General features: G+C 69.8%; 23 protein-coding genes and 4 pseudogenes. 18 read left to right on the forward strand and 9 right to left on the reverse strand.

Annotated elements, in window-relative coordinates; translation table 11 throughout:
* The first annotated feature begins 475 nt into the window (after positions 1 to 475).
* The 5 genes and pseudogenes from OG524_RS36055 to OG524_RS36075 all read left to right on the forward strand — a co-directional run bounded on the left by OG524_RS36055 (position 476) and on the right by OG524_RS36075 (position 5,349).
* Complete coding sequence (locus tag OG524_RS36055) at positions 476 to 826, forward strand: HIT family protein (RefSeq protein WP_405812543.1); 351 nt, start codon at positions 476 to 478, stop codon at positions 824 to 826.
* Between the two features lie 929 nt (positions 827 to 1,755).
* The gene (locus tag OG524_RS36060; protein WP_405385822.1) at positions 1,756 to 3,153 is read left to right on the forward strand and encodes a hypothetical protein; all 1,398 of its coding nucleotides are present in this window, start codon (positions 1,756 to 1,758) and stop codon (positions 3,151 to 3,153) included.
* 487 nt (positions 3,154 to 3,640) lie between these two features.
* A pseudogene (locus OG524_RS36065) lies at positions 3,641 to 3,775 on the forward strand (IS5/IS1182 family transposase); the annotation flags it as partial.
* 203 nt (positions 3,776 to 3,978) lie between these two features.
* Positions 3,979 to 4,290 (forward strand): annotated as a pseudogene (locus OG524_RS36070) (pectate lyase); the annotation flags it as partial.
* Positions 4,291 to 4,464: 174 nt separating this feature from the next.
* Positions 4,465 to 5,349: a hypothetical protein gene (locus OG524_RS36075; protein ID WP_405385821.1), complete on the forward strand. Its 885-nt coding sequence runs from the start codon at positions 4,465 to 4,467 to the stop codon at positions 5,347 to 5,349.
* A 251-nt stretch (positions 5,350 to 5,600) separates the two neighbouring features.
* Here OG524_RS36075 and OG524_RS36080 read toward each other — a convergent pair whose 3' ends face one another.
* Both OG524_RS36080 and OG524_RS36085 read right to left on the reverse strand, forming a co-directional pair.
* A complete protein-coding gene (locus tag OG524_RS36080) occupies positions 5,601 to 6,317 on the reverse strand; it encodes a DMT family transporter (protein WP_405808446.1) in 717 nt (238 codons plus the stop codon).
* A 64-nt stretch (positions 6,318 to 6,381) separates the two neighbouring features.
* The gene (locus OG524_RS36085) at positions 6,382 to 7,626 is read right to left on the reverse strand and encodes a serine hydrolase domain-containing protein (protein WP_405808444.1); all 1,245 of its coding nucleotides are present in this window, start codon (positions 7,624 to 7,626) and stop codon (positions 6,382 to 6,384) included.
* 177 nt (positions 7,627 to 7,803) lie between these two features.
* Between OG524_RS36085 and OG524_RS36090 the strand changes: the two genes are divergently transcribed.
* On the forward strand, positions 7,804 to 8,049 hold the full coding sequence (locus tag OG524_RS36090) for a hypothetical protein (RefSeq protein WP_405385815.1): 246 nt from the start codon (positions 7,804 to 7,806) through the stop codon (positions 8,047 to 8,049).
* A 317-nt stretch (positions 8,050 to 8,366) separates the two neighbouring features.
* Positions 8,367 to 8,540, forward strand: a complete 174-nt coding sequence (locus OG524_RS36095; protein WP_405808442.1) for a hypothetical protein — start codon at positions 8,367 to 8,369, stop codon at positions 8,538 to 8,540.
* A 279-nt stretch (positions 8,541 to 8,819) separates the two neighbouring features.
* Here OG524_RS36095 and OG524_RS36100 read toward each other — a convergent pair whose 3' ends face one another.
* Positions 8,820 to 9,065, reverse strand: coding sequence for a hypothetical protein (locus OG524_RS36100; RefSeq protein WP_405385812.1), 246 nt, complete (start codon positions 9,063 to 9,065; stop codon positions 8,820 to 8,822).
* 76 nt (positions 9,066 to 9,141) lie between these two features.
* Between OG524_RS36100 and OG524_RS36105 the strand changes: the two genes are divergently transcribed.
* From OG524_RS36105 to OG524_RS36145, 9 genes and pseudogenes are all read left to right on the forward strand, one after another.
* Complete coding sequence (locus tag OG524_RS36105) at positions 9,142 to 9,981, forward strand: ROK family protein (protein WP_405385810.1); 840 nt, start codon at positions 9,142 to 9,144, stop codon at positions 9,979 to 9,981.
* A gap of 224 nt (positions 9,982 to 10,205) precedes the next feature.
* Positions 10,206 to 11,912: a subtype B tannase gene (locus OG524_RS36110; protein WP_405808440.1), complete on the forward strand. Its 1,707-nt coding sequence runs from the start codon at positions 10,206 to 10,208 to the stop codon at positions 11,910 to 11,912.
* A 714-nt stretch (positions 11,913 to 12,626) separates the two neighbouring features.
* Positions 12,627 to 13,280: a GntR family transcriptional regulator gene (locus tag OG524_RS36115; protein ID WP_405385806.1), complete on the forward strand. Its 654-nt coding sequence runs from the start codon at positions 12,627 to 12,629 to the stop codon at positions 13,278 to 13,280.
* A gap of 45 nt (positions 13,281 to 13,325) precedes the next feature.
* On the forward strand, positions 13,326 to 14,084 hold the full coding sequence (locus OG524_RS36120) for a PIG-L deacetylase family protein (protein ID WP_405385804.1): 759 nt from the start codon (positions 13,326 to 13,328) through the stop codon (positions 14,082 to 14,084).
* Positions 14,084 to 14,797, forward strand: coding sequence for a 4-carboxy-4-hydroxy-2-oxoadipate aldolase/oxaloacetate decarboxylase (locus tag OG524_RS36125; RefSeq protein ID WP_405385802.1), 714 nt, complete (start codon positions 14,084 to 14,086; stop codon positions 14,795 to 14,797). Before OG524_RS36120 ends, OG524_RS36125 begins: the two co-directional genes overlap by 1 nt.
* Complete coding sequence (locus OG524_RS36130; protein ID WP_405808438.1) at positions 14,794 to 15,876, forward strand: 4-oxalomesaconate tautomerase; 1,083 nt, start codon at positions 14,794 to 14,796, stop codon at positions 15,874 to 15,876. Before OG524_RS36125 ends, OG524_RS36130 begins: the two co-directional genes overlap by 4 nt.
* Positions 15,873 to 16,826 carry a VOC family protein gene (locus tag OG524_RS36135; protein WP_405385798.1) on the forward strand — a complete coding sequence of 318 codons (954 nt, stop codon included), beginning with the start codon at positions 15,873 to 15,875 and terminating at the stop codon, positions 16,824 to 16,826. Before OG524_RS36130 ends, OG524_RS36135 begins: the two co-directional genes overlap by 4 nt.
* Before the next feature lie 261 nt (positions 16,827 to 17,087).
* Positions 17,088 to 18,410, forward strand: a complete 1,323-nt coding sequence (locus OG524_RS36140; protein ID WP_405385797.1) for an MFS transporter — start codon at positions 17,088 to 17,090, stop codon at positions 18,408 to 18,410.
* A 141-nt stretch (positions 18,411 to 18,551) separates the two neighbouring features.
* Positions 18,552 to 18,746 (forward strand): annotated as a pseudogene (locus OG524_RS36145) (transposase); the annotation flags it as partial.
* Here OG524_RS36145 and OG524_RS36150 read toward each other — a convergent pair.
* Entirely contained in the window at positions 18,716 to 18,862 is a 147-nt protein-coding gene (locus tag OG524_RS36150; protein WP_405812544.1) for a hypothetical protein, read from the reverse strand. The pseudogene OG524_RS36145 and the gene OG524_RS36150 overlap by 31 nt on opposite strands.
* 217 nt (positions 18,863 to 19,079) lie before the next feature.
* The gene (locus OG524_RS36155) at positions 19,080 to 19,235 is read right to left on the reverse strand and encodes a hypothetical protein (protein ID WP_405385796.1); all 156 of its coding nucleotides are present in this window, start codon (positions 19,233 to 19,235) and stop codon (positions 19,080 to 19,082) included.
* Positions 19,236 to 19,664: 429 nt separating this feature from the next.
* On the opposite strand from OG524_RS36155, the gene OG524_RS36160 reads away from it, so the two are divergent.
* Complete coding sequence (locus OG524_RS36160) at positions 19,665 to 19,979, forward strand: glycosyltransferase (RefSeq protein ID WP_405385794.1); 315 nt, start codon at positions 19,665 to 19,667, stop codon at positions 19,977 to 19,979.
* A 356-nt stretch (positions 19,980 to 20,335) separates the two neighbouring features.
* Here the strand turns inward: OG524_RS36160 and OG524_RS36165 are convergent, their stop codons facing one another.
* The 4 genes and pseudogenes from OG524_RS36165 to OG524_RS36180 all read right to left on the reverse strand — a co-directional run bounded on the left by OG524_RS36165 (position 20,336) and on the right by OG524_RS36180 (position 22,978).
* The gene (locus tag OG524_RS36165; protein WP_405808436.1) at positions 20,336 to 21,064 is read right to left on the reverse strand and encodes a hypothetical protein; all 729 of its coding nucleotides are present in this window, start codon (positions 21,062 to 21,064) and stop codon (positions 20,336 to 20,338) included.
* A 215-nt stretch (positions 21,065 to 21,279) separates the two neighbouring features.
* Positions 21,280 to 22,034, reverse strand: a pseudogene (locus tag OG524_RS36170) (transposase family protein).
* A 42-nt stretch (positions 22,035 to 22,076) separates the two neighbouring features.
* The gene (locus OG524_RS36175) at positions 22,077 to 22,670 is read right to left on the reverse strand and encodes an IS3 family transposase (protein ID WP_405808434.1); all 594 of its coding nucleotides are present in this window, start codon (positions 22,668 to 22,670) and stop codon (positions 22,077 to 22,079) included.
* The gene (locus OG524_RS36180) at positions 22,667 to 22,978 is read right to left on the reverse strand and encodes a transposase (RefSeq protein ID WP_405808433.1); all 312 of its coding nucleotides are present in this window, start codon (positions 22,976 to 22,978) and stop codon (positions 22,667 to 22,669) included. Before OG524_RS36180 ends, OG524_RS36175 begins: the two co-directional genes overlap by 4 nt.
* Positions 22,979 to 23,125: 147 nt before the next feature.
* Between OG524_RS36180 and OG524_RS36185 the strand changes: the two genes are divergently transcribed.
* A protein-coding gene (locus tag OG524_RS36185; RefSeq protein WP_405808431.1) for an IS3 family transposase occupies positions 23,126 to 24,336 on the forward strand; the annotation gives its coding sequence in 2 pieces (ribosomal slippage) (positions 23,126 to 23,423 and positions 23,423 to 24,336; 1,212 coding nt in all).
* Positions 24,337 to 24,628: the final 292 nt, after the last annotated feature.

Genomic DNA, 24,628 nt, shown 5'->3' on the forward strand with positions numbered 1-24,628 from the left:
GTGACTGGTGACTGAGGCCGACAGGTGTTTCGCAGAGGGGCAGTTCTACGATCTCAGTTCATGACGACTCCCGACTGCTACACATGCAGCAAGGAAGCAGTGGCTTTGTCGACGTCACACGACAGCAGTTGTCGACGGCCTCGGGAGGCGCTCGCTGAGCCCGGATCTCGACGTCGCCGAGAACGGGAGGCACCCACCGGCACTCGGCAACGGCGAGACGACGGCCGCCACCTGCGCCCGTAGCCAGCGCTTTTGTCCCGGGCCTCGGAGGGGCGGCAGACGGCGGCTTGCCGGTCGACACCGAGCTGCTGTCCGAAGCCATCGATATTCGACGCGGGAAACGCCTCCCGAACTGCCAGAGAAACGCTGCTCCTCGTCATCGACCGAGCCAGAAGCAGATTTCGACAACCTCCCACCACGCGAGTGCGTGGTACATGACCAGCACTGGCGGGTGGCCCACGCCTTCAACACCGCAGTGCCCGGCTGGCTGGTGCTGCTGCCTCGGCGCCACGTTGCCGCGGTTCATGACCTCACCGACGCTGAGGCATCTGCCCTTGGAATGTGGCAGGTCAAGCTTTCCCAGGCTCTCCAGAGCCTGACTGGTTGCGCCAAGACCTACGTCATCCAATTTGCCGAAGCCGAAGGCTTCGCGCACGTGCACTTCCATATCGTTCCGCGCATGGCAGATCTACAACCAGAGCATCGTGGACCGGGCATTTTCGAGCTGCTTCGGCGACCGGAACAGGAGCGGGTAACGGCTGACCGGGCAGACCAAATAGCCCACTCGCTCCGAGCTCAACTTCATGGGCACCCGAACGCTCGGTAACCAGATCACGGAATCTGAGCCAGAACCGTTTCTCGTGAACATCGACCTCGGCGCCGACCGGGCGCCTTCCAAACCGGTGAATGACTGACTTCACAAGCCGGGTTCCGGCTCAACTTCTGTGGTGCGGAGAGCGAGTGTCTCTTCCAGGAGCCTGCTCCACCGGCCTGACCTGGGAAACGCCGGACACGGCTTCGTCCAGCGACCGGCGTGACCGCTCACATCACAGAAGTTGAGCCAGAACCACAAGCCGTGAACAAAATCAGGAACCCTTCTGGCGGCCCAACAGACCTCCCGCCCGGCACAACTGAGTGATCACCCACCACAACAAGGGACATGACCGCTGCCGGCCGTTCGTTCCTCCGCACAAGGGTGATGGTGCTGTGCCGAGGGGAGGTTGAAAGACAGCTCCTGACGGGGTCCATGCAATACGCACGTGCTTCCCTCCTCCGCCCCGGAGCGCCACTCACAGGGCGCGCGTCTTGGGCCGCCTCGCGCATGGTGTCGGGCGGCGGGGTGGTGGGCCGTTGTGCGTACGCGCCCTGCTCCTCGGGCCGTGTCCTTGGTCTGCCCTCGGGAAGGAACAGGATGCCGGCCGGGCTGACCGGCGGCCTCTTACCAGAGGCACCGTCAGGCGTGTCTCCCGCAGGGTCTGTTCATTCTCGTTGTGCCTTCGGGAGGCCGATCGATCACCCTTGAACAGGCACACGATACGGTTTGCCTCGTGTCCGCCGGCCGCAGGCCTCGAAGGCATCACCCCCCGTGCCCGTGGGGGGTATGGGTGCGGACGGCGGGAGACCGCCGGCGTGCTGTTTTCGGCTGCGCCCGCTGCGAGGTTCAGGGGGGCGGGGACTGTCGCGGACCGCGCTCCGTGGCTCTGCCGGCCGCGCGATGCCGTCCCCGTCAGTTGTCACGCAGAGGAGCCCATCACCATGCCCCAGCACGAAGAGGCGGCGGCCGAGCAGAAGGACCGGGCCGTGCAGGGGTGTGGCGCCGGCCATCCGGAACAAGTTCCTGTCCCGGAGTCCGGCGAGCGGGATCCTGCGGCCGGATCCCTACCCGCCTCCTCTCCGGAACCGAGGGGCGAGGCGGCCGGAACCGAGGTCCCGGCTGCCGGTACCGGCAGCACCGAAGAGTTTGGGCAGCCGAAGAAGCCCGGGGTGGGCACGGTGGCTGCCGAGGGCACCGCGAAGGCCGGGGAGCCTGTGGAATCAGGGCAGTCCGAAGGGGCCGGGGATGCCGGAGGGGCCGGAGTTGCTGCCGGGGCCGCGTCCGTCGGAACGTCCCTGGTCTCCAAGAACGTTGAGCGGCCGGCCACGGCGGCCGTCGGCGCCGAGGGTGACGGGGCGGAACCCGGCCCCACAGCAACAGCCGCGGACACCGGCGCACCCGCTCCCAGGGAAGTGGGCCGCCCCGGCAAGGCGCTCCTGGCGGCCGCGGCGATCGCCGGTGTCCTGCTCGTCAGTATCCCCTTCCTGATCGCCGTCGGTGACGACGGGGACGGTGGCCGGCCCGGTGCGAGCGAGGCACCCGGCACGGTGCTCGGCGGTGGTGGCACGGACGCGCCCGGATCCTTCACGGCGGCCCCACCCGATGCCCGGCAGGACGGGAGGCCCAAGGCCGGCGGCGCGGGCAGCGGCGCGGAGGTGTCCGGCTCCCCGGCGGGAGGGGACACCCCGGAGAAGGAGGCGAAGGGCGGGGCCGGCGAGCCGGGGACGGGTACCGCTCCCGCCTCCACCGCAGACAAGCCGGCTCCCGCCCCGAAATCCGGCACCTCGTCCCAGGCACCGCAGGCGCAGGCAGCCTCCACCGTCGTGTACACGGGGGTCGTGGGCCACGGCTGTCCCGTCCCGTCCGGTGGCGGCTACAAGCAGGTCAACTACTTCAGTGATGGCACAGCGGGCTGGTACACGCGGACGACTGGAGCCTGGACGGGTGACGGGTGCAACGGCAGTTACGCTGCGGTCCCCATGTCCGGTTCCACGGCCACGGACGGCAAGAACAGGGTGATGTGGTGGTGGCGGCCTGGCACCGGAGCGCGTACCTGCCAGATCTCCGTGTTCATCCCGCACAGCAACACGACCCTGTACGTGGGAGGGCACCCCTCCACGTATCACGTGCTGGTCGACGCCAACGACCGGACGACGAAGTACAGCAGTTTCACCGTCAACCAGGCCGGTCTGCGCGGTCAGTGGGTCAGCGCCGGTACGTTCCCGGTGAAGGGCTCCACCATCGGCGTGAAGCTCCTCGACCGGGGTGACGACTGGTCCAGCGGCTGGGGCAAGGCCCATCACGCGGCCGCGCAGATGAAGGCAACCTGCCGCTCCTGAGCGGCGGGCCGACGCGGGTTCCCGACCTGACCGACCGGGTCACTCACCGCCCGGGAACAGCTCGGTGTCGCCCCGGCCGGGAACCAGCAAGCCGTCACCCTCGTGAAGAACGCCCTCTGGAGAGGGAGGCCGGCCTGTTCGTGAACGTCCGAGCAGCCGCTCCCGGCCGCCCGCATGCAGACCCTCACCAACGCCGCCGAGTCCCTGGCCGCACACCTGGAGTGCCTCGCCACCTCCGGCGCACCTGGGCGTACCGGTCCGGCCTCCGACATGGCCGGCCGCCTCGTCGCCGCCACCCTCCACACCCTCACCACCCCGCCCGGACCCCCGCTCCCCGCACGACCACACCCTTCCGCGACCGCCGCCCGCTCCACCGCCGCGGCCGCGCCGACGACTGGCCGGGCCCCGGCTCCGGCGGAGGCGGCCATCCCGCTCACCGCCAACAGGCCACCCCCCCGCCCGCCAGTCCGCACGCGGCCGATGACACCTGCCCGCTTGGAAGGAAGTGCACAACAAGTCCCACAGGCAGGTCCGTGCCCGTGTCGAGCACGCCTTCGCCCGAATGAAGACCTGGAAGATCCTGCGCGACTGTCGCCTCAAGGGCGACGGAGTCCACCACGCGTGCCCGGCATCGCGCGGAAGGGCGCCGCGCAGCTCCGCGACGATCGAGGAGTTCGACCGGCACGATCGTCCCGAAGGGCTGGTCACCCGCAGGCAGCTGCGCGAGCGGGGCCTGAGCCCCGGCGGGCACGGCACGGCCGCGGTCGCGGTCCTGCACTGCAGATACTGTGCGTACCGGCCCGACCGGTCGTGCAACCACCCCCGTTCCAGGTCGCGGACTTCGGCAAGCTCGTCCGGTCCTGCGCCAACTGCTCCAAGCAGTACAAGCGCGACATCATCGTGAACGACGTCGACATCACGGCGCCGGGCAAGTCCCTGGTCGGTATCAACACCAACTACGGGGACACGGCCGCACCGCGTTCGGTGCGCATCCACGGCGGCAGCAGCAAGAAGATCAAGCCGTGCATCCGCTACACCGGAAACGACGACGGCGACGGCGACAAGCCGACGGAGACGGGCAGCGGTCCGGACGGCACGTACTGCCGCTACTCCGCGTCGGACCTCAGTTACGACTAGGGACCCGGCCGTGATCCCCGCGCGGTCCTCCCCCCACCCCTCGTACCGGGCCGGTGGGGGCGGACCGCGCGGGCCGTCCGGCGCGGGGCACCGGCGATTGCGTCATGGTTTCGCCCGGCCGACACTTGGACGAGAGGATCCTGCTCGGGGAACCTATCGAGGATGTGCGCCAGCATGCCCAGCTCCGACAAGGCCGGCCGAGAGGGCCGGGACCCGGACGCCGAGATCGTGGTCCCGGAGGACGACGGTCCTGATGAGGGGCCGTCAGATGTCTTCCTGGACGTCCCTGCCCTCCATGTGGACAAGCTGGACCTGGAGGTGGACGACCTCGAGGCCCACGTCTCCCTGCAGGCCGAGGTGCTGGACCTCCTCAAGCTGAACGTCGGGGCGGACGTGCGGCTCGGGCGGGTCCAGCTGGGCATCGAGGGTGTGGACGTCCAGGCGCAGCTCAAGGTCCGGCTCCACCACATCGCCGCCGTCGTCACCCGGCTGCTGGCCACGGTGGATCGCAACCCCCAGATCCTCGAGCAGCTGACCCGCGGCGTGGGTGCGGCGGTCGAGGACGTCGGGGCCGGCACCGGCCGGGCCGCGGGAGAACTGGGCAAGGGCGCCGGCGCGGCCGTGAGCGAGGTCGGCCGGGGAGCGGGGACCGCGGTCGAGTCCGTGGGCGGGGGCGCGGGCAGGGCGGTGGAAGGCATCGGCGCCGGAGCGGGCGACGCCGTCGAAGACGTGGGCCGGAGCGCTGCGGACGCGGTGCAGGAGGCCGGCGAGGGCGCCGGTGGCGCGGTCGACGGGAGCACGCGGGACGAAGGGGAGCAGGACGACGCGGGGGAGGAATCCGAGCGCCCGGCCGCCCGCCGTCGGCGCCGAGCTCCGGAGCACGCGTCCACCGAGCCGGACAGGCCCCGTCGCACGGCTCCCGCGAAGAGGGCGAGCCGTGGCAGGAAGGCGGCGACGGAATCCCCGACTCCGGAGAGAAGGACCGGCCCCGCCAAGAAGACCTCTGTGGCGAAGACCCCCGCGAAGAAGGCCTCGGGCCGTCCGCGGCACCGCACGTAGACGGCAGCCGGCCCGGGGCTGAAGCACCGGTTGGCGAGGTGAGGCCTCGGAGGGCCCGGCCCGCGCCGAGCCGGACGTCAATCGGAAGCGCGGGGGGTCACCGTGTGGGCTACCACGTTTTCGGACGTCCGGAGCCGGTACCAACCGTGCTCTGCCCACGCATTCCGCGGCAATGGGGGTAGGCGGTGGTAGCTGACGCGGTGGGTGCTGCAGGGGGTCAGGGTGGCAGGTGGGACTGACCGCGTGCTCAATCAGCGTGGCGCAATGCTGGCCGCTCCGGTCTCGCTGTCGTGGTGCTCAGGGTTCCGCAGCTGTTCGCGCGGGCGGCGGTGGGTAGGAGTGGGGGTTGTGAGGACGGCGAGGCAGGCGATGACGAGGGCAATGCCCATCCAGCCGGTGGCGAGGAGGCGTTCGCCGACGACCAGGACGGCGAGGACGGCCGCGACGGCCGGTTCGAGCAGGGACAGGGTGGTGGCGGTGCTGGCGGGTACGTGGGCGAGGCCCCAGCCGAAGAGGACGTAGCCGGCGAACATGGGGACGAGCGCCATGTAGGTGCCGACGGCGGCGTTGGGCCAGGAGGCGACGAGCGGGGCACCCGTGGCGAGGAGGACGGGCAGGAGGAACAGTCCACCGAGTCCGAAGACGGCGCCCATCGCCACCCGGGAGGGGATCTGGCGGGTGATGAGCCGGTGCGCGGCCCAGGAGTAGAGGGCGTACGTCGCGGCGGCGACGAGGCCGAGGCCGATGCCGAGCAGCGTGCCGGCCATGGAGGTGCGGCCCGTGCCGTCGGTGGTGAGGGCGGCCTCGGCGACGCACAGCAGGGCGGTGCCGAACAGGCCGAGGGCTGCGGCGAGGGTCCAGCGGCGTGTGAGCCGACGGCCGTCCACGACGCGCTCGATCAGGGCCGAGGCCAGCGGGGCGGTGCCGATCGAGACGATGGTGCCGACGGCGACCCCGGCCAGGTGCATGGAGCTGTAGAACGGGCCCGCAGGCTGGGCCGGCGTGGCAGGGCACCGAGTGCCTGGGGCCGCGTCATTCGGCACCGGCGCACAGGGTGCGGTCCACAAGCCCGCGGACGGCCCGCTCGGCGGCGAGCAGCTGCTCGCCGCCGGTACCGTTGGCGACGACGACGACTGAGCGGCGCCCGTCTGCGGTGAAGCCGGTGCGCACCGTGAATCCCTCCAGGTCCCCTCCGTGGCCCCAGGTATCGCCGCCGCAGGTCAGCGGCTGCTGCATCAGTCCCAGGCCGTACCGCAGGCCGGGGAACCCCACGTGGAAGTTCTCGCTGACGGACACGGTCCTGCGCATCTCCGCGAGCTGGGCGGGAGGCAGCAGGCGCCCGCCGAGCAGGGCGGTGAAGAAGCGGTCCACGTCGCGTTCGGTGCCGACGAGGGCAGCGGCCGCGTCCGCTTGGGAAGTGTTCCTGGCCGTGGTGTCGGTCCAGGTGACCGAGCCGGGGAACAGGTGGTAGGTATGGGCATGCGGCGGCTTCAGGTACGGGTCGTCGCCGGGGGCGTAGGTGCCGGTCAGGCCGAGCGGCCGGATGATGCGGTCGCGTACCTCCTCGGCCCAGGGCCGCCCGGTGGCCTTCTCGATGATCATCCCGGCGAGGACATAGCCGGTGTTGGAGTAGTTCCAGTCGGGCTTGGGGGCATCGGCCGGTGCGGGTGGGAAGTCCGGCCTGTGGCGCACCGCGCCGGCGACCAGCTGCCCGGGGTCCCAGTGGTCAAATCTTGTCCGCTCGAAATCGGCTGCGGTGTTCCCGGTGTCTTCTTCGGGGCCGTAGTTGTGGATGCCGCTGGTGTGCTGCAGTAGGTTCCTGACGGTGATGAGGCTGCCGTTGTTGCCGTCGCCGCTCACCACACCCGGCAGCCAGCGCTCGACGGTGTCGTCCAGGGACAGGCGGCCCTCGGCGACGAGTTGCAGCACCACGGTGGCCACGAACGTCTTGGTGACGCTGCCGATCCTGAACTCCGCCCCGCGCGGCACAGGGCGGCCGGCGTGCAGCTCGGCCTCGCCCGCTCGGGCGTGTACTGTGCGGGCGCCGTCACGCACCCGCACTGTGATGCCGACGAACCCACCCTCTGCAAGGACGCGGGCCGTTTCGCGCTGGAGCTGCCGGGAGGTGAGCCAGCCGTCCGCGGAGGCCGCGGTGTCCGCAGACGCCGGGTGGGGAGCGGCCGCAGCACCAGGCGCGAGTGCCGTGGACGCAACGGCGGCAGTGAGGAGAGCGGCGGTGGCAAGGCGGGCCCGCGAGGTCTTCTGTGTTGCCTTCATGCCCTCACACTCTGCCGGGGCGGGTCGGCTGCGCCCATGGCGGCAGCCTCCGGAACGGGTGTGGGGATACCTCCAGGGTTCAGGTCGGGCCAGCCGGTAAGGGACGTCCGGGACGGGCCGGGGGAAGGACGCATACATCGCGCGGGCGGAAGGCCACGAAGGGGACACCCCGGACGCATGACCACCGTTCCGCAGAACCCGCCGCCAGCCGGCACACCCGCCCCGGCTACGGCCCCGTGGGTGGTGGCCACCCTGTCCGTCCTCGCCGCCGTGGTGGGTGTCGCGCTGTGTGCCGGGGTCGCTGTCCTGGTGTGGGTCCGTCCCGGTGCCATGGGCCCGTTGACGGCCGGCCTGAGCACGGCCGGCTTCCTCGTCGGCATGGCCGCCCTCCTCGTCGCGGTGCTTGTGGCCGCCCGCCGATAACCGCTCACCCGGGGAAGGCCATTGGTGGGCGGGACGTTCGGCTGACGGCCGTCACCGCCGCGATCGGTGCACCCGCGGCCGACATCAGCGCGTTCTCGCGGTGGCCGGCCAGCCGCACCATGGTTTCGGGAGCCCGCGCATCCGATTTCTTTGAACCCCGACTGGGCCGCCTGTCGGTCTGAACGCCTCTCCTCTCTCACCCCGGACTGTCCGGGGCGGGGGGACTTTTCCTCCGGCCCGCTGGCCGGGTAGGGGACCTTTTTTCTCCCGCACGGCCACCGCCCTACCCCCGCACGCCCTCAACCAAGGAGATGCCCGTGGACTACCTCGCCCTGCTCGCCACCGCCGTACCGGTCGCGCTCGTCGTCGCCCTGCTCTGCGCCACGCTGGTCTGCATCGTCGCCATCTGCCGCGCCCGCCGCGGCGACGCCGTCGCGGTCCTCCGGGCGCTCCCCGGTCTCGTCGCCGCCCTGCTGAGGCGGAAGCCGTGACCGCCCCCGGCCAGACCTCCCGCCGGCTCCTGCTCACACATCGGGTTCGTGCAAGCGACCCCACGCGAGGCCTCCTGGACACCTGGGCCCAGAGACGGCCGCTGCTCACTGTCCCGATGACACGGGAGGCGGGCGGAACGGGCCTCCCCTCACGGGCCCGCGACCCACCGAAGGATGGGGCGCGAAGGGCGCGCACACGAGGCAACCGCCCTCTCGGCAAAGGACCGAGGTGATCGCGGCCGGGCTTGCGAGGCTTGCCCCTCGCTGCGCCACAGTGGGTCAGGCGCTGTCGCCGATCCAGTGCAGCCGGTCCAGGTCGCCGGGCCGCCCTTCGTACAGGGCCCGCCCGCCCGGCCCGAACGCCCCGCGCTCGGTGATGAGCGCCGTGCCGTCCACCAGCTGCTGCCTGGACCAGCCGGTGACGTCGATCAGCTGTCCGTCCAGCGGTCCGCCGATCAGCGCCGCGTACCGGTGCCCCGGCACCTCGATGTCGGACTCGCCCGGCTCACTCCCGTAGATCCTCATCCGCCCATCCTCCCGGCGGCCGGCCCCGCCCGGCGGCCAATGCTGGGCCTGCGATCAGGACTTGCACGACTTGCCCATGCCTCCTTCATCGTTCTGCCACCACCCCGCACCACCCGGCCGTCAAGCTCCCGGGGCGGCGATCGATGGCAAGGCCGGTCACGCGATCGGCCTGGGCTGGCGTGCGACCGGCCTGGCGGGCCTGGTCGCCGCGCATCCGCCGCACGTCGACTGTCCGATCGGGCTGGTCAACGAGGCCGATATGGCGGCGCCGGCGGAGCACCACGCCCTCGCCGCCGCGGGTGTCACGCACCCCGACACCGTCGTCCATGTGACTGCCCACGCCGGAGTAGGCGGCTGCCTGCTCATCGGCGGGCGTGTTCACCATGGCAGTCACGGCATGGCCGGGGAGGTCGGGCATGTACGGGTGTCGCTCGACGGCCCGCTCTGCCGATGCGGATCACGGGGCTGCCTGAACACCTACGTCAACCTCCGGACCCTGACCCAGGCCGCGGAGATCCCCGAAGGGTCGGGAGGACGGGGGCCCGCCTCCGCGCGAGCCGAACCGACCCGACGACTGCGAGCCGGCGACGAACGGACCTGCGCTGTCCTGGACTCCGCCGGACACGCCCTGGGCGCCGCCCCGCTGGCCGTCGCCAGCGTGACCGACGCAGGTGAGGCCATCCTCGGCGGCCATCTCGCCGACTGGGCGCCCTGGCTGAAGCCCGGCGTCGACGCTCGCCTCGTCGGCCGTCGCACAGCGATCGAGCACGTGCGGTTCGCGGTCTCCATCGGCGTCCTTGGTGTAGATGCCACGCTCAGGGGCGTCGTCCACGTGGGCAGGGAGCGGATCCTGGGAATGCCCACCAGCGTGCCGGTGACAGGGCCGAAGCCGGAGACCTCGCCACCCGGCTCCTGAGCCTCGCGACAGCAAAAAGAATGTCTGCGAAATTGTTGTGCGTATTGTTAACAATCCTATAGCGTGCGTCACGCCTCGATCCCGGGGCCTTGAGCGAAGCACTCGGTGCTCGATGAGGGAGACTCATGAAGAGGCTTTCTGTGTCATACGGACGTGATGCACTTACTCACCCGGCGGGTACGGGGGTGGAACGCCGCGCGATCCGCAACCGCTTCATGAGAGGCGTGGCGCTCGCGAGTTCCCTCGTTCTTGCCACGGTTGCGGTGCCGGCCTCCGCCGCTGTGGCCGCCACGGGCGCGGCCCCCTCCGGGCACCGCCTCCAGGCCGCCGATCCCCAGGACGCGGCGCTGGACTTCGACTCCGCCGCGTACACGACGATCACCGTCACCATCGACGGCCGTCCGATGAGCGTGCGGTGGTACAAGGAGATCTGCTACGTCGCCAAGCCGGTTGCGGCGGCCCAGCAGCCCGGCGGTCCCGGCGGCGGCACCACGGTCCCCGACACCGCCTGCGGCTACCAGAGCATGAACGTGTTCGTCCCCGAGAGTGCGTTCGGCGACCAGCGGACGCCTGTCTACTTCGCGGTGAACAACAGCGGCTGGAGGGCCAGTTACCTACGGGCGAGTGTCACTGCCGGCACCTCATACAACAGTGCGACCAGCAATGTCGGCGCGGCCCTGAAGGCCGGGTACGTTTTCGTCGACATCGCCAACCGCAGCCGCGGCCTGGTCGGCGCCGACGGCGCGGCCCCCGGCAAAGCCCCCGCCGCGGTGGTCGACGCGAAGGCCGCTGTGCGCTACCTGCGCCTCAACGACGCCGCCATGGCCGGCAGTGCGGAGCGGATCGTCATCAACGGCACCAGCGGCGGCGGTGCATTGGTGTCGATCCTGGGCGCCTCCGGCAACAGTGCCGAGTACACCCCGTACCTCGCCGCGATCGGCGCCGCTGGCATCGACGCCAAGGGGCGCAGCACCGTGCGCGACGACGTCTTCGCCGTCAACGCGTACTGCCCGATCACCGACCTCGGCAACGCCGACAAGGCGTACGAGTGGCTGTACAACATCCTCGACACCCGCAATCGCACCGGCTCGAACCCCTCGCCCGAGGACGCCTCTGCGATCGCGGCACAGTTCGCGGCCTACGAAAGAAGCCTCGGGCTGCGCAACCCCGACGGCACACCGCTTACCGCGGCCACCATGCTCGACACCATCAGGAATGAGGTCATCCGCTCCGCGGAGACCTATCTGAAGGCCGACCCCGCCCACACCATCCCGCCGCTGGGCGGCACCTTCGAGATCACCTCCGGCGGCCCCGGGGCGCCGCCCACCACCAAGTCGTACGTCAACGACTGGATCGACGTCGACACCACCACCCGCAAGGTGCGCTCCGTCGACATGGTGAAGTACCTCGTCTTCGTCGCCACCCAGGCCACGCTCAAGACGAGCCCCGCCTTCGACGCCGTGGGCGTCAACGGAAACACCACCAGCGGCACCGAGACCGACCTGTTCGGCCCTCCGACCCAGAAGTACATGAACTACACCGAGCACAGCTGGAACCACAACGACGTCGCCGGCGACGGCAGCGGCCTCGACGACACCGGCCTGACCTGGGACCAGTACACGGCGAAAAGGACCACCACGGTCGACGACCAGGTCCACCTGATCAACCCGATGGACTTCATCGGCACCACCGCAGACACCGCCCCCAACTGGTACGTCCGCCACGGCACCCGAGACCGGGACACCGCGTTCACCGTTTCGGTCAACCTCGACCGGGCACTCGCCGCGGACAAGCAGGTCGACAACCTCGATTACCAGCTCGCCTGGAACCAGCCGCACGCCGGCAACTACGACGTGCCCGAGGCCATGGCCTGGATAGCCCAGGTTGTCCACTCGGCCGGAGATCCGCTCACCCCCGGCCGCCACGGATAGCCCTTCTTCGGCCGCCACGGGCAGACCGGCCAGGCACCGTGAAGCCGATGACCGGCTCTGCGGCTTGGGGTCGGACATGGCACTTCTCCAGGTCGAAGAACTTCCGGCGCCGGCGGATCGCGCCCGACCCGTCCGCAGCCTCTGGGTACAGCAAGACGGAGGGTGGCAGGGGGTCGGGCGGGCCGTACTCGGCAAACCGCGCCCGCCCACGGTGGTGACCCTCCGCGGTCGGCTCCGTGGCCTGTCGATGTGCGGGCCACCGTTTCTCCCCGTGTCGCGGGCTCGGGGCAGTCCGGTCCATCGGCCGGGAGGCTCGGTGACGGTGCCAAGCCGGCGAATCGGCTGGTCGATGAGGCCATCGACGGTGTCGGACCGGTCGCAGGAAGCAGGGTCAGGCGGCACCACCACCGGCACCGCCACCGGACCCATGTGCGCAGGAACGAGCGGGCTGTCGTGCCGGTACTCGCTCTGCTGTGCCTCGCCGACCTCGACCTGAGGGAACTGCGGCTCGTGGTCCTCGCGCCGCGCGCCGCGAAGATCCGCACATCGCGGCGACCCTGCCGCTGTGCGAGGACGCAGCGACGCGGCGGAGGCCGCAACTGATGCCCGGCACGGCGGCTGTCTTGAGTGACGAACAACGAAGTGAGAACAAAATCGTTGACAATAATGTTCGCCTAGAGTTAGCGTCGACAGGCACTCACTCAGGGAGGGCAGATGCCGAAGGAAGCCCGTACAGGTTCCGGAGAGCAGGCCAAGCAGTACGCGTTGGAGCGGTTGCGGCGGGCGATCCTGCAGGGCGACATGGCACCGGCGCAGCGCCTGGTGGAGAACGAACTCGCCGAGCAGTACGACGTCACCCGCGCGAGCATCCGGGCGGCACTGCTCGACCTCGCCTCCGAGGGGCTGGTCGAGCGGATCCGCAATCGCGGGTCACGGGTGCGGGTGGTCACGGTCGAGGAGGCCGTGGAGATCACGGAGTGCCGGATGGCTCTCGAAGGGCTGTGCGCTGTCAAGGCCGCCGAGGCCGCGACCGACGCACAGCTCGACGAGCTGGCCGACCTCGGCAGGGCTTTGTCGAAAGCGGTCGCCGACGGCGATCCGCTCTCCTACTCCGAGCTCAATCACGACCTGCACGCCCGGATCCGGGACATCTCCGGCCAGCGCACGGCCGTCGGTCTCCTGGAACGTCTCAACGCCCAACTGGTACGCCACCGCTTCCAGTTGGCGCTGCGTCGAGGCCGCCCGCAGCAGTCCCTGAGTGAGCACCTGGCCATGATCGAAGCGATCAGGGCCAGGGACCCGCAAGCGGCCGAAGAGGCCGTTCGCGCCCACCTCAGCAGCGTGATCGACGCCCTGCGCGCCGACTGAAGGCGCTCCTGGGGCGGGGCACACCTGTCACCAAGGAGATGCAGCATGACCCACGGCAACGGCGCACCCGCCGTCACCTCGCCACGATCGACCCTCGTCGTCACCGCGCACGCCGGTGACTTCGTGTGGCGGGCCGGCGGAGCCATCGCCCTCGCCGCCTCCCGGGGCGAGAAGGTCACGATCGCCTGCCTCACGTTCGGCGAGCGCGGCGAGTCCGCGAAGGCCTGGCGCGAGGGCAGGAAACTCGACGAGATCAAGGCGCTACGCCGCGACGAGGCGGAACGCGCGGCCGCCGAACTCGGCGCGGAGGTCCGCTTCTTCGACGCCGGCGACTACCCGCTGGTGGCCACCGCCGAGCTGACCGACCAGTTGGTAACCGTCTTCCGCCAGACCCAGCCGGACGTCGTCCTGACGCACCCGGTCGAGGACCCGTACAACGGCGACCACCCGGCCGCCAACCGCATGGCGCTGGAGGCCCGCGTCCTCGCACAGGCCATCGGCTACCCGGGGACCGGAGAGATCATCGGCGCCCCGCCCGTCTTCTACTTCGAGCCGCACCAGCCCGAGATGAGCGGGTTCAAGCCCGAGGTCCTCCTCGACATCACCGAGGTCTGGGACGCCAAGCGCAGGGCGATGGAGTGCCTGGGCGCCCAGCAGCATCTGTGGGAGTACTACACCGATCTCGCCGTGCGCCGCGGCGTGCAGCTCAGGCGGAACGCGGGCCCCAATCTGGGCCTTGCCCACCGGACCATGGCCGAGGCGTACATGCGGCCCTACCCGCAGATCGCGAAGGAGCTCGCCTGATGCCCGGCGTCATCGTCACCCGTCCACCCAAGGCCGAGGCGAAGGATGTCGAGGCACTCGCCGGCTACGGCACCGCCACAGTCGGCGAGGCGATGGGCCGCACCGGCTTCCTCGGCACGCATCTGCGCCCGATCCAGCAGGACATACGCGTAGCGGGCACCGCCGTCACGGTGCTGTGCTGGCCCGGCGACAACCTGATGATCCACGCGGCAGTCGAGCAGTGCGGGGAGGGTGACGTCCTCGTCGTCACCACCACCTCGCCCTGCGCGGACGGTCTGTTCGGCGAATTGTTCGCCACGGCACTCGCACGGCGCGGCGTGCGCGGCGTCGTCATGAACACCGGCATCCGGGACACCGCCGAACTGCGCGCAATGGGATTCCCCGCCTGGTCCGCCGCAGTCAGCCCTCAGGGCACGGTCAAGGCGACCGGCGGCAGCGTCAACGTACCCGTCGTGATCGGCGGGCAGGTGGTCCGGCCCGGTGATGTGATCGTCGCCGACGACGACGGCGTGGTGGTCGTCCCGCGCGAGCGGGCCCGGCGGACGGCCGAGGCGTCCGAAGCCCGCGAGCGGAAGGAGGCCGCGGCCCGTTCCGCCTTCCTGGGGGGCCAACTCGGCCTGGACCGTTACGGGCTGAGGGAGACGCTCCAGCGGCTTGGAGTCGAGTACCGGACGCACGAGGAGTGCACGGGGCACGCGGAGGGCGAGTCATGACCGGGCCCGCGGAGGTCCGCTGCATGCTGATGCGCGGCGGCACGTCCAAGGGCGCCTACTTCCTCGCCGAGAGCCTGCCCGCCGGCCCCGCCGTCCGCGACGACCTGCTGCTGCGCGTCATGGGCAGCCCCGACCCGCGCCAGATCGACGGGCTCGGCGGGGCGCATCCACTGACGAGCAAGGTCGCCGTGGTCTCCCCGTCCACCCACCCCGAGGTCGACGTCGACTACCTCTTTCTCCAGGTCGCCGTCGACAGGCCGGAGGTGACGGACCGTCAGAACTGCGGCAACCTGCTCGCCGGGGTCGGCCCGTTCGCGGTCGAGCGCGGCCTGGTCGCCGCCGGCGACGACGAGACCTCGGTACGCATCCGCATGGTGAACTCCGGCGACTTCGCCACGGCCACGTTCCCGACGCCGGGCGGTCGCGTCGACTACACCGGCGTCACGAAGATCTCGGGCGTGCCCGGGACCGCGGCCGCCGTGGTCATCGAATTCCCTCCGGGCAAGAGCAGGCTGCTGCCCACGGGAAACCCGCGCGACACAGTCGCGGGTGTCGGGGCCACCCTCGTCGACAACGGCATGCCGACTGTACTGATCCCTGCCGGGGCCCTGAAGGCAACCGGGTACGAGGAGCCGAAGGACCTGGAGGCGGACCAGGAACTAGCCGCCCGGCTCCACGACATCCGCCTTGCGGCGGGGCAGCTGATGGGTCTCGGCGACGTATCGGGCACCACCGTGCCCAAGCTCACCCTCCTCGCGCCGCCCCGCCACGGCGGTGCGGTCACCACCCGCACCTTCATTCCGGTCCGCTGCCACACCTCGATCGGCGTCCTCGGTGCCGCGAGTGTGGCCGCAGGGCTACGAATCGAGGGAAGCGTCGCGCACGACATCGCAGTCCTCCCGGAACAGGGCGACCGCCTCCGCATCGAGCACCCCAGCGGATTCACAGACATCGAGAGCAGCATCGACCACACCTCAGACGGCGGGTTCCGGGCCCGTCGCACGGCCGTGGTCCGCACAGCCCGCAAGATCTTCGACGGCACCGTCTTCCCCGTACCCCCCACTGGAGGTCGATCATGACTCCGCCACTCGGCGACATCGCCCACGTCGGCCACGCCCAGCTGTTCACCCCGAACCTCGACGCCTCCCTCGCCTTCTTCACCGACTTCCTGGGGCTGTCGGTGGCCGGGCAGGACGGCGACACCGTCTACCTGCGGACGTTCGACGACTACGAACACCACAGCCTCGTCCTCACCGCCCGCGAGCAACCGGGCCTAGGCCGGCTCGCTCTGCGCACCTCCAGCGAGGAGGCGCTCCAGCGCCGGGTGAAAGCGATCGAAGACGCGGGCGGCACCGGCCACTGGGCCGAGGACGAACCCGGGATCGGCAAGCTCTACGTCACCACCGACCCCGACGGCCACGAGCACGCCCTGTACTGGGAGAGCGAGCACTACCAGGCGCCCGACCACCTGAAACCGGCCCTCAAGAACCAGCCGCAGGCCAAGCCCAACCGCGGCGTCGGCGTCCGCCGCCTCGACCACGTCAATTTCCTCGCCGCCGACGTCCTCGCCAACGCCGAGTTCCAGCAGCAGGTGCTCGGCGCCCGCCCGACCGAGCAGATCAGGCTCGAAACCGGCAAGATCGCGGCGCGCTGGCTGACGTACACGAACAAGTCCTACGACGTCGTCTACACCGAGGACTGGACCGGCAGCGAGGGCCGGCTGCACCACATCGCCTTCGCCGCCGACACCCGCGAGGACATTTTGCGCGCTGCCGATCTCGCCATCGACACCGGCGTGTTCATCGAGACGGGCCCGCACAAGCACGCCATCCAGCAGACGTTCTTCCTGTACGTCTACGAGCCCGGCGGCAACCGCATCGAACTGTGCAACCCGCTCACCCGCCTCGTGCTCGCCCCCGACTGGCCCCTGATCACCTGGACCGAGGCCGAGCGCGCCAAGGGACAAGCATGGGGGCTGAAGACCATCCAGTCGTTCCACACGCACGGCACGCCCTCCGTCCAAGCCTGACCGGAGACTTCGGCCCCGAGGGCGAGCAGTCACCCTCGGGGCCAAATCGTTGCATGGATTGTTAACAGAAGTGTTGACGAAATGTGTGCGACTTTCTAACGTCTACGCCACAGCGAGCTCGAAGCTCCCCGCACGGTCACCAGCCCGGGGAGCGCGCTTTCGTCCGCCCCACCTCCGGCCGCGCGAGCCGCACAGGCCCCACCGCCCTTGCAGCCAGGGACCAGGGCCCGACCCTGACATCCCGCACGAGAGGAAACAAAGATGTCCTCCTCCGCCACCTCCCCGCACGACCGGGCGACCGGGCCGACGGCCCGCCGAAGCCGCAACGCCGTCATCGCCCTGTGCTGGGGACTCGTCCTCATCGACGGCATCGACACGTTCATCTACGGCTCCGTGCTCCCGAAGATGCTCGGCAGCCACAGCCTCGGACTCACCCCCGACACCGCAGGCACGATCGGCAGTTACGCCAACTTCGGCATGCTGCTCGGAACGATCCTGTCGGGCATGGCGTCGAACTGGATCGGTCGCCGCATCACCGTCTTCACCAGCGTCACGATCTTCACCGTCGCCACCCTGGGCACCGGATGGTCGCAGTCCGCGGGCCAGTTCGGCTTCCTCCGCTTCGTGTGCGGGTTCGGCCTCGGCGCCCTGCTGCCGATCGCCATCTCGTACGGTATGGAGTTCACCTCGCGCGGCCGCCGGGCGCTGGCCACCGGCATCATCATGACCGCGCACCAGGCCGGCGGCGCCCTGGCCCCGTTGATCGCGCTCTGGCTGGTCGACGACCACGGCTGGCGCTCGGCGTTCATCGTCTCCGCGATACCCGCCCTGATCCTGCTGCCGCTCGCCTTCAAATTGCTGCCCGAGTCGCCCACCAACCTGCTCACCCGCGGCCGCCGAGCCGACGCCGAGCTGCTCGCCGCCGACTTCGGCACCGAGCTGCCCGAGCCGAAGGCGAACAGTACCGACAAGCTGGACGCCCTGAAGAACCTCTTCCGCGGCGGTCAGTGGTCCACCACCCTGTGCTTCTGGCTGACGTCGTTCGCAGGTCTGCTGCTGGTCTACGGAGTCGGCCAGTGGCTGCCCAAGATCATGATCGATCTCGGCTACGACACCGGGCACTCGCTGCTCTTCTCGACGTTCCTGAACGTCGGCGGCATCTGCGGCATGCTCATCGCCGGCCGCACCGCCGACCGGATCGGCCCGCGCAAGGTCGTCATCGCCTGGTTCACCCTGACCGCTGTCTTCGTCTACCTCATGGGCGTCCAGATGTCGGTCGGCCTCCTGTACGCGGTGGTCTTCTTCGCCGGTCTGCTGCTCTTCTCCGGCCAGACGATGGTCTACGCGACCGTCGGCACCCACACCAACGACGAGGACCGCCCCACCGCCCTCGGCTGGGTCTCCGGCATGGGCCGCTTCGGCGCCATCTTCGGACCGTGGATCGGCGGCGCGCTGCTCGAGGCGGGAAACGCCGACATCAGCTTCACGATGTACGCCTGCGCCGCACTCTTCGGCGCGGTAATGATGACCCTGGCCGCCCTGACCATCAAGGCGCGCTCGGCTACCACAGCATCGGTCGCCTAGCGGTACGGGGACGGAACGGAGCCCTCCAGCGCCGCAGACCAGGTGCTGGAGGACCCTCCCCTGTCACAGTGGCCACCGATCCGGCCTCGGGAGCGCCGGACCCGGGCCGTTGAGCGGCTGGTGCCGGAGGAACTGTGGGAGATGTTTCAGCGGGTGGTGCCGGAGGCGCCGTCGCGGCCACAGGGCGGCGGTCGGCGCCGGCACGGCGACCGGGAGGTGCTGGCCGCGATCGTGTTCGTGGCGACGTCGGGATGCACGTGGCAGCAGGTGCCCTCGGCATCGTTCGGCCCGTCGGGGGCAACGGCTCACCGCCGGTTCACCGAGTGGACGAAAGCTGGCACCATCGCCTCGCCCTCACCCCACACCGCGTCCTGACGCGGCGCGAGGTGCCCCATGGCCCGCCGGTATGAGCGGAGCGCGGCGAGCTTGTTGCCCGATCCGGTCGCTGACACGATCGTGCCCCGGGCACCCTGAGGGGGCACAGATGACCTTGCAGGGAATCCCACCCATTTCCGAAACGCGGACCGCTGATCTACCTGGTGTTCCCTGAGTCGAATCGCTGACATTTCCTTGCCTCCCCGAGCGCTGAATTCGTGTGGTGTTTCAGAGGGCCGCGTGCGGAATGCAGGCCGCGCCCAAGTCGTTCCAGATCGACGCATCCGCCTTGTGTCAGCCGCCGGGCTTTCCGTCCTTGAACGGCGGCTTGTCGTCCGGGTCGTAGTGATCGGCATCGAGCGTGCAGACGATGACGTCCCCGCTGTTCCTCGTGCGCGCGGCGCACAGACCGCCGGCCTCACCCAGCGCCTCCAGCGCCCGGCGCCGCACCGTGGTGTGCGGATAGGTGCGCGGCAGACGATCTCCCGGACGAACCTCTCCAGTCGCACCAGGCCGGCCCGTTCACGCTGCCGCACGTCCGCGATATGTACGGCCAGCTCAGCAGCCCCGGGCGACCGGCCGCCACGCCGCACCCAGTCCCGGTCCGCGATGCTCACCAGGGCCTCGCTCACCACGGTGCTGGGCGGCCCGGAGAGGACGCGGGGGTGGCTCTTGTGGGCCCGGTCCGTCGTCGCCGCGATGCCGGGCTGAGCCGGCGAGGGCAGTGCCCCCGGACCAGGCCTCGGGCGGCGTCGAGCGGAGCAAGTCAGCCCAGTGGCCGGTGCGCAACCGGTGAAGACGTGTGGGGGCGAGCGACAGTCCCGCGACGGTTCTGCGATTCTGTGCGCTGACAGATCATCGGATCCTGAAGGGCCGCTCATGCGTATGAACCGTCTCACCACCATCGTCCTGGCCGCCGCGCTCGGCTGCGCCGGTGTTCTCGTCGTCGGCCCCGCGGCCGGCGCTTCCGCCTCGTTCGGATGTCAGTACAAGGTCCTGTGGCCGACCGCCGGTGTGTACGAGGACCCGAACCCGTACAGCGTGGTCGTCAAGACCAAGCACGCTGGTGACATAGTCGGCGCCTCGACCTGCGAGGGCGCCAGCTACAACGAGTACGGCTACGTTCTGGTCACCACCGACGCGGCAGCCGACCGCCGGGGCTGGATGCGCGTCGAGGCCGTCGTTCAGATCTGACAGATCTGACAGATCTGACGTACCCGCGCGGCTCCGGACCCAAGCCCGTTCGTCTTGGGGTGGCCGTACCTCGCCATCCCCGGGGTACGGCCACCCCGGGGATAACGGGGGCGGGCTGCTTCGAGGCCGCCCCGATGGGCGTGGGCGAAGGCCGAGGCAGTGCTCGCCGCAGTGCTGGGCGGCCCGGAGGATCGGGGCCCTGGTCGAGGAGGAGGAGCGCCAGGCCGGGGCGGAGCTGCGCGAGGAGTTCCAGGTACTCCAGGACCGGCAGCCCAACAGTGGTCAGCGAAGCGCGGGCGACGAGGTTCCAACGGCCTTCGGGGTGGGCCAGGGCGGCGGGCAACGGCAGGAGCTGGTCAGTTCTCCGCTCCCCACTCTCCTGCAGGACCGACATCCTGGGCGAGGTAGCCCAGCGCGCGCATCACCGTGTCCGCCTCCTCGCCGTGCAATTCCCGGCTCGGTCCCCCGAGAGCGGCGCCCCGGGCGGCGATGTCGCGCAGGGCGCGCAGCACTGTGTCCGCTTCCTCGACCTGCAATTGTCGGCTGGGCCCCGCCGCCTGGAGACCGCTTCCCATGGCAGCGGAGATCGCTTCTCGCCCGGGGAGGAACGCGATCGGGGCCGAGTATGCGGCCAGGTCGTTCACGCAGACCAGGCGCAGCTCGCTGGATTCGATCCCGGAGCCGGACAGGACCACTTCGGTGCTCTCGACACAGCCCCGGGCGACCCAGTAAGGGTTGCTGCTGTTGCGCCAGAGTTCGAACGTCACGGGTTTCCCGTCTGCGGTGATGGTGACGGGTTCGGAGGCCGGCAGGCTGGACGGAGGTCCCTCACCGGGGTGGCAGTAGTCCTCCAAAGCGTCCTCCAGGGCCTCGCTAACCTTTGCATTGCCGGAGGAGGCGCTGAAGACAGTGACGTGCTCGACCTGGGGGTCGAAGTACGGAGAGCCGAACCATAGATACACATGGATGTCGCCGGTGATTCGGTTGTAGCCGCTACCCGTGTACTGCCGTGATTCCGGCCAGTCGGCATCCACCGCGACGACCCTGAAGCCATCTGCCGAAGCAGGGGTGCCGTGATCGTTCATGGGATCTCCGTGTGCTCGTCCGTGATCAGGCATCCTGCCATGCACGAGACCGGCCGACGGGTTGGGCCTGGGGCTGGTCGGTGCACGCCCCTGCCACCCTCAGCGGCCGGTGAACCCGCGGCCAGTTTCGCTGAGACGGAATGGCACGCGGGAAACGCGTACTCGTCCATGGATAGATATTGGCCGTTCCGGGAGCCAAGGAGCCTTTTTCAACCTCACGCCGAAGCGTGGTGAAGGACGAGGATGGCCTGGACGATCGCTGTAATGCGGTTGGTGCTGCAGCGGAGCTTCCGTAGGAGGCGCCAGCCCTTCAGGGCGGCCATGGCCTGCTCGCCGAGGCAGCGGATCTTGGCGTGCGTGCTGTTGTGGCGGCGCTGCCACCGCTTGAGGCGACGGCCCCGGAAGGGCACTCGGATGGAGCTGCCGGCGCCCTGGTATGCCTTGTCGGCCCAGCACTTGAGGCTGGCGTCGGTGAGTGCGTCGACGATGCCGTGGGGGCGGGCGGCGGTCAGGTCGTGGGTGGATCCGGGAAGCGCGGGTGAGGCCCACAGCAGGCGGCCGGACGGGTCGGTGAGGACCTGGATGTTCATGCCGTGGCGCTTGTGTTTGCCCGAGTAGTACGGGGTGTCTGCAGCGATCCGGTCGATCGGCAGCAGGGTGCCGTCCAGGATCACGAATGCTTGGTCCGCGCGACGCGCATTGCCTGGGTCAGGGTGGGCGCGAGAGCGGCCAGAACCTCGACGGCCTCGCGTATGTAGCGGTACGCGGTCGCGATGCCGATGCCGAACCCGGCAGCGAGCTGGGCGTATGTGTCACCGCAACGCAGATGGGCCAGAGCGAGGAGAGCCTGACGACCGGCAGTCAGACGCCGTCACCGGGTCCCGATCTCCCCTCGCCGCACGGCGAGTCGTCCGGTCGGGTGCCGCAGAGTGCGACTGGACAGGTCGATCGACGACGGGTGGACAAGCACACGAAGTTCCTGGCGGACGGCGGGTCTCGGTCGTGAGCCCGTCTACCAGGAGCTTCGTCGTTTCGTGGATCCGTCCAACACGCGCCCAGCACCGTCAGGTTGGAAAAGGCTCAAGGCCATCTCCAGGGCTTCGAGCGGGAGATCGGTGCGCATATGGGTGGCGAGCTGCCATCCGACGGTCACCCGCGAGTACACGTCCAGGACGAAAGCGACGTAGACCCAGCCCGACCAGGTACGGATGTAGGTCAGGTCCGCGACCCACAGCTGATTCGGACGGTGGGCACGGAAGTGCCGGTTGACCAGGCCGGGTGGCCTTGGGGCGGACGGTTCGGGGATCGTCGTGCGTCGTCGCCGCCCGCGGATGACTCCTTCCAGGCCGTCCTCGCGCATCAGCCGCTCGACGGTACAGCGGGCTGCCGTGACGCCTTCCCGCCGCAGCTGTCGGTGGATGCGCCGGGCTCTGTAGGTCTCGCCGGATCCGGTGTGGATGCGGCGGATGTCCGCGACGAGGTGTTCGTCGCGGAGCCGGCGTGCGGACTTCGGACGCTTGCGGCGGGCGTTGCAGGCGGAGACCGACAGGTTCAGTTCCCGGCACACGGGCTCGACCCCGAAGTCATCGCGGAGGTGGTTGATCACCGCGTCGGCCTCGTGCGGGGCTGGTCGAGCTCCTTTGCGAAAAACACGCTGGCTGCCTTCAGGATCTCGTTCGCCCTCCGCAACTCAGCTGCCTCCTTGCGGAGTTGTACGAGCTCCGCTCGCTCGGCGGAGGTGAGCAGATCGGGCCGACTGCCGAGGTCGGCCTCGGCCTGGCGGACCCACAGCCGCAATGCTTCCCTGTGGATACCGAGATCCCGGGCCACCTGGGCGACCGGACGGCCCGAGTTCTGTACTTCACGGACGGCTCGCTCGCGGAGCTCGTCAGGATACTTCCGGGGTGCAGGCATCAGACCTGTGCTTCCCATCTGCCGAGGCGATCGTGCCCGGCTTCAGGGCCGCTACGAAATCCGGTTCAGCTCAGATTGGGGCCTTGACCCCGGGTTTTGGACACCGGAGAGACTTGGATCTTGATGGTCCAGGAGAACGGAGTCCCCGTGGGGATGAAGCACTATCCCGCCGAGTTCAAGGCGGACGCGGTCGCGTTGTACCGGTCGAGGCCGGGAGCGACGGTCAAGTCGGTGGCCGGTGGTCTCGGGGTGAACACCGAGACGCTGCGGAACTGGATCCGGGCTGCGGATGGGCGGCGCCCCGGTGCCCACTCCGCACCGCCGGCAGCTGTCCGGGCCGGCGGTGACGACGTTCAGGCGGCGGAGCTGGTCGCGGCACGGAAGAGGATTCGCGAGCTGGAGGAAGAACGCGACATTCTCCGTAAGGCGGCCCGATATTTCGCGACGGAGACGCGCTGGTGAACCGCTGCCAGTTCGTTGATGACCACCAGCGCCGTTTCGGCGTGAAGCGGCTCTGCGACATCCTCGGCCTCTCCCGCTCGAGCTTCTACTACTGGCGCCGCACCGCGGCAGCATGGGTGGCCCGGCAGGTCGCCGAGACCGGGCTCGCGGCCCGGATACGCAAGGTCCATCAGGACTCCGACGGCACCTACGGAGCCCCCAGGATCACCGCCGAACTCCGTGACGAGGGCGAACGCATCAACCACAAACGGGTCGCAAGGATCATGCGGGCCATCGGAGTCGAGGGTGTCCGTTTGCGCCGCCGTCACCGGACCACCGTCGCGGACCAGGCCGCGCCGAAAGCGCCGGATCTGATCGGTCGTGATTTCACCGCGGCCGCGGTGAACACGAAGTACGTCGGCGACATCACATACATGCCGGTCAGCGGCGCGAAGCCGCTCTACCTCGCGACCGTCATCGACCTCGCCTCACGTCGTCTGGCCGGGTGGGCGATCGCCGACCACATGCGAACCGAGCTCGTCATCGACGCCCTGGCGGCAGCCCAGCGGACCCGCGGGAGCCTGGCCGGAGCGGTGATGCACACCGATCACGGCTCGCAATATACGAGTAGGGCCTTCGCTGAAATCTGCAGTTCAGCAGGGGTCCGGCAGAGCATGGGCGCGGTCGGGTCCAGCGCGGACAACGCCGCAGCCGAGTCCTTCAACGCCGCCTTCAAAAGGGAAACGCTCAAGGGCCGCAAGGGCTGGTCGAGCGAGCGCGAGGCCAGGCTCGACGCCTTCCGCTGGCTGACCCGATACAACACCCGACGCCGGCACTCCCGCCTCGGTCAGCGATCTCCGATCGCCTACGAGAACGCCCTCCAACCAGCAGCAACTACCCTGGCCCAAGCCGCATAGACGTGTTCAAAATCCGGGGTCAAGGCCCGCCCTCACCATCGCGTCACTCCTGATGTGGATATGACCCTTTGAAGACACGCCCTGAGGGCGCGTCGCCCCTCCGCCGGTACTGCGACGACGCCTGTCGGGCTCAGGTGTACCGGGACCGGCAGGTCGCTGCACGGATCCTTGCCTGCGGACTGATGCTCGGTGAGGCGGAGTGGAGCGGTGACACGGGGGTGATCCGGCTGCTGGCCTGCCCGGTCTGTGGTCAGCTCACGTTCACCGGCGGGCACCGGCGCCGGGACGCCCT

Origin of the sequence: Streptomyces sp. NBC_01520 (genome assembly GCF_045040375.1) — a bacterium.
Lineage (GTDB): Bacteria > Actinomycetota > Actinomycetes > Streptomycetales > Streptomycetaceae > Streptomyces.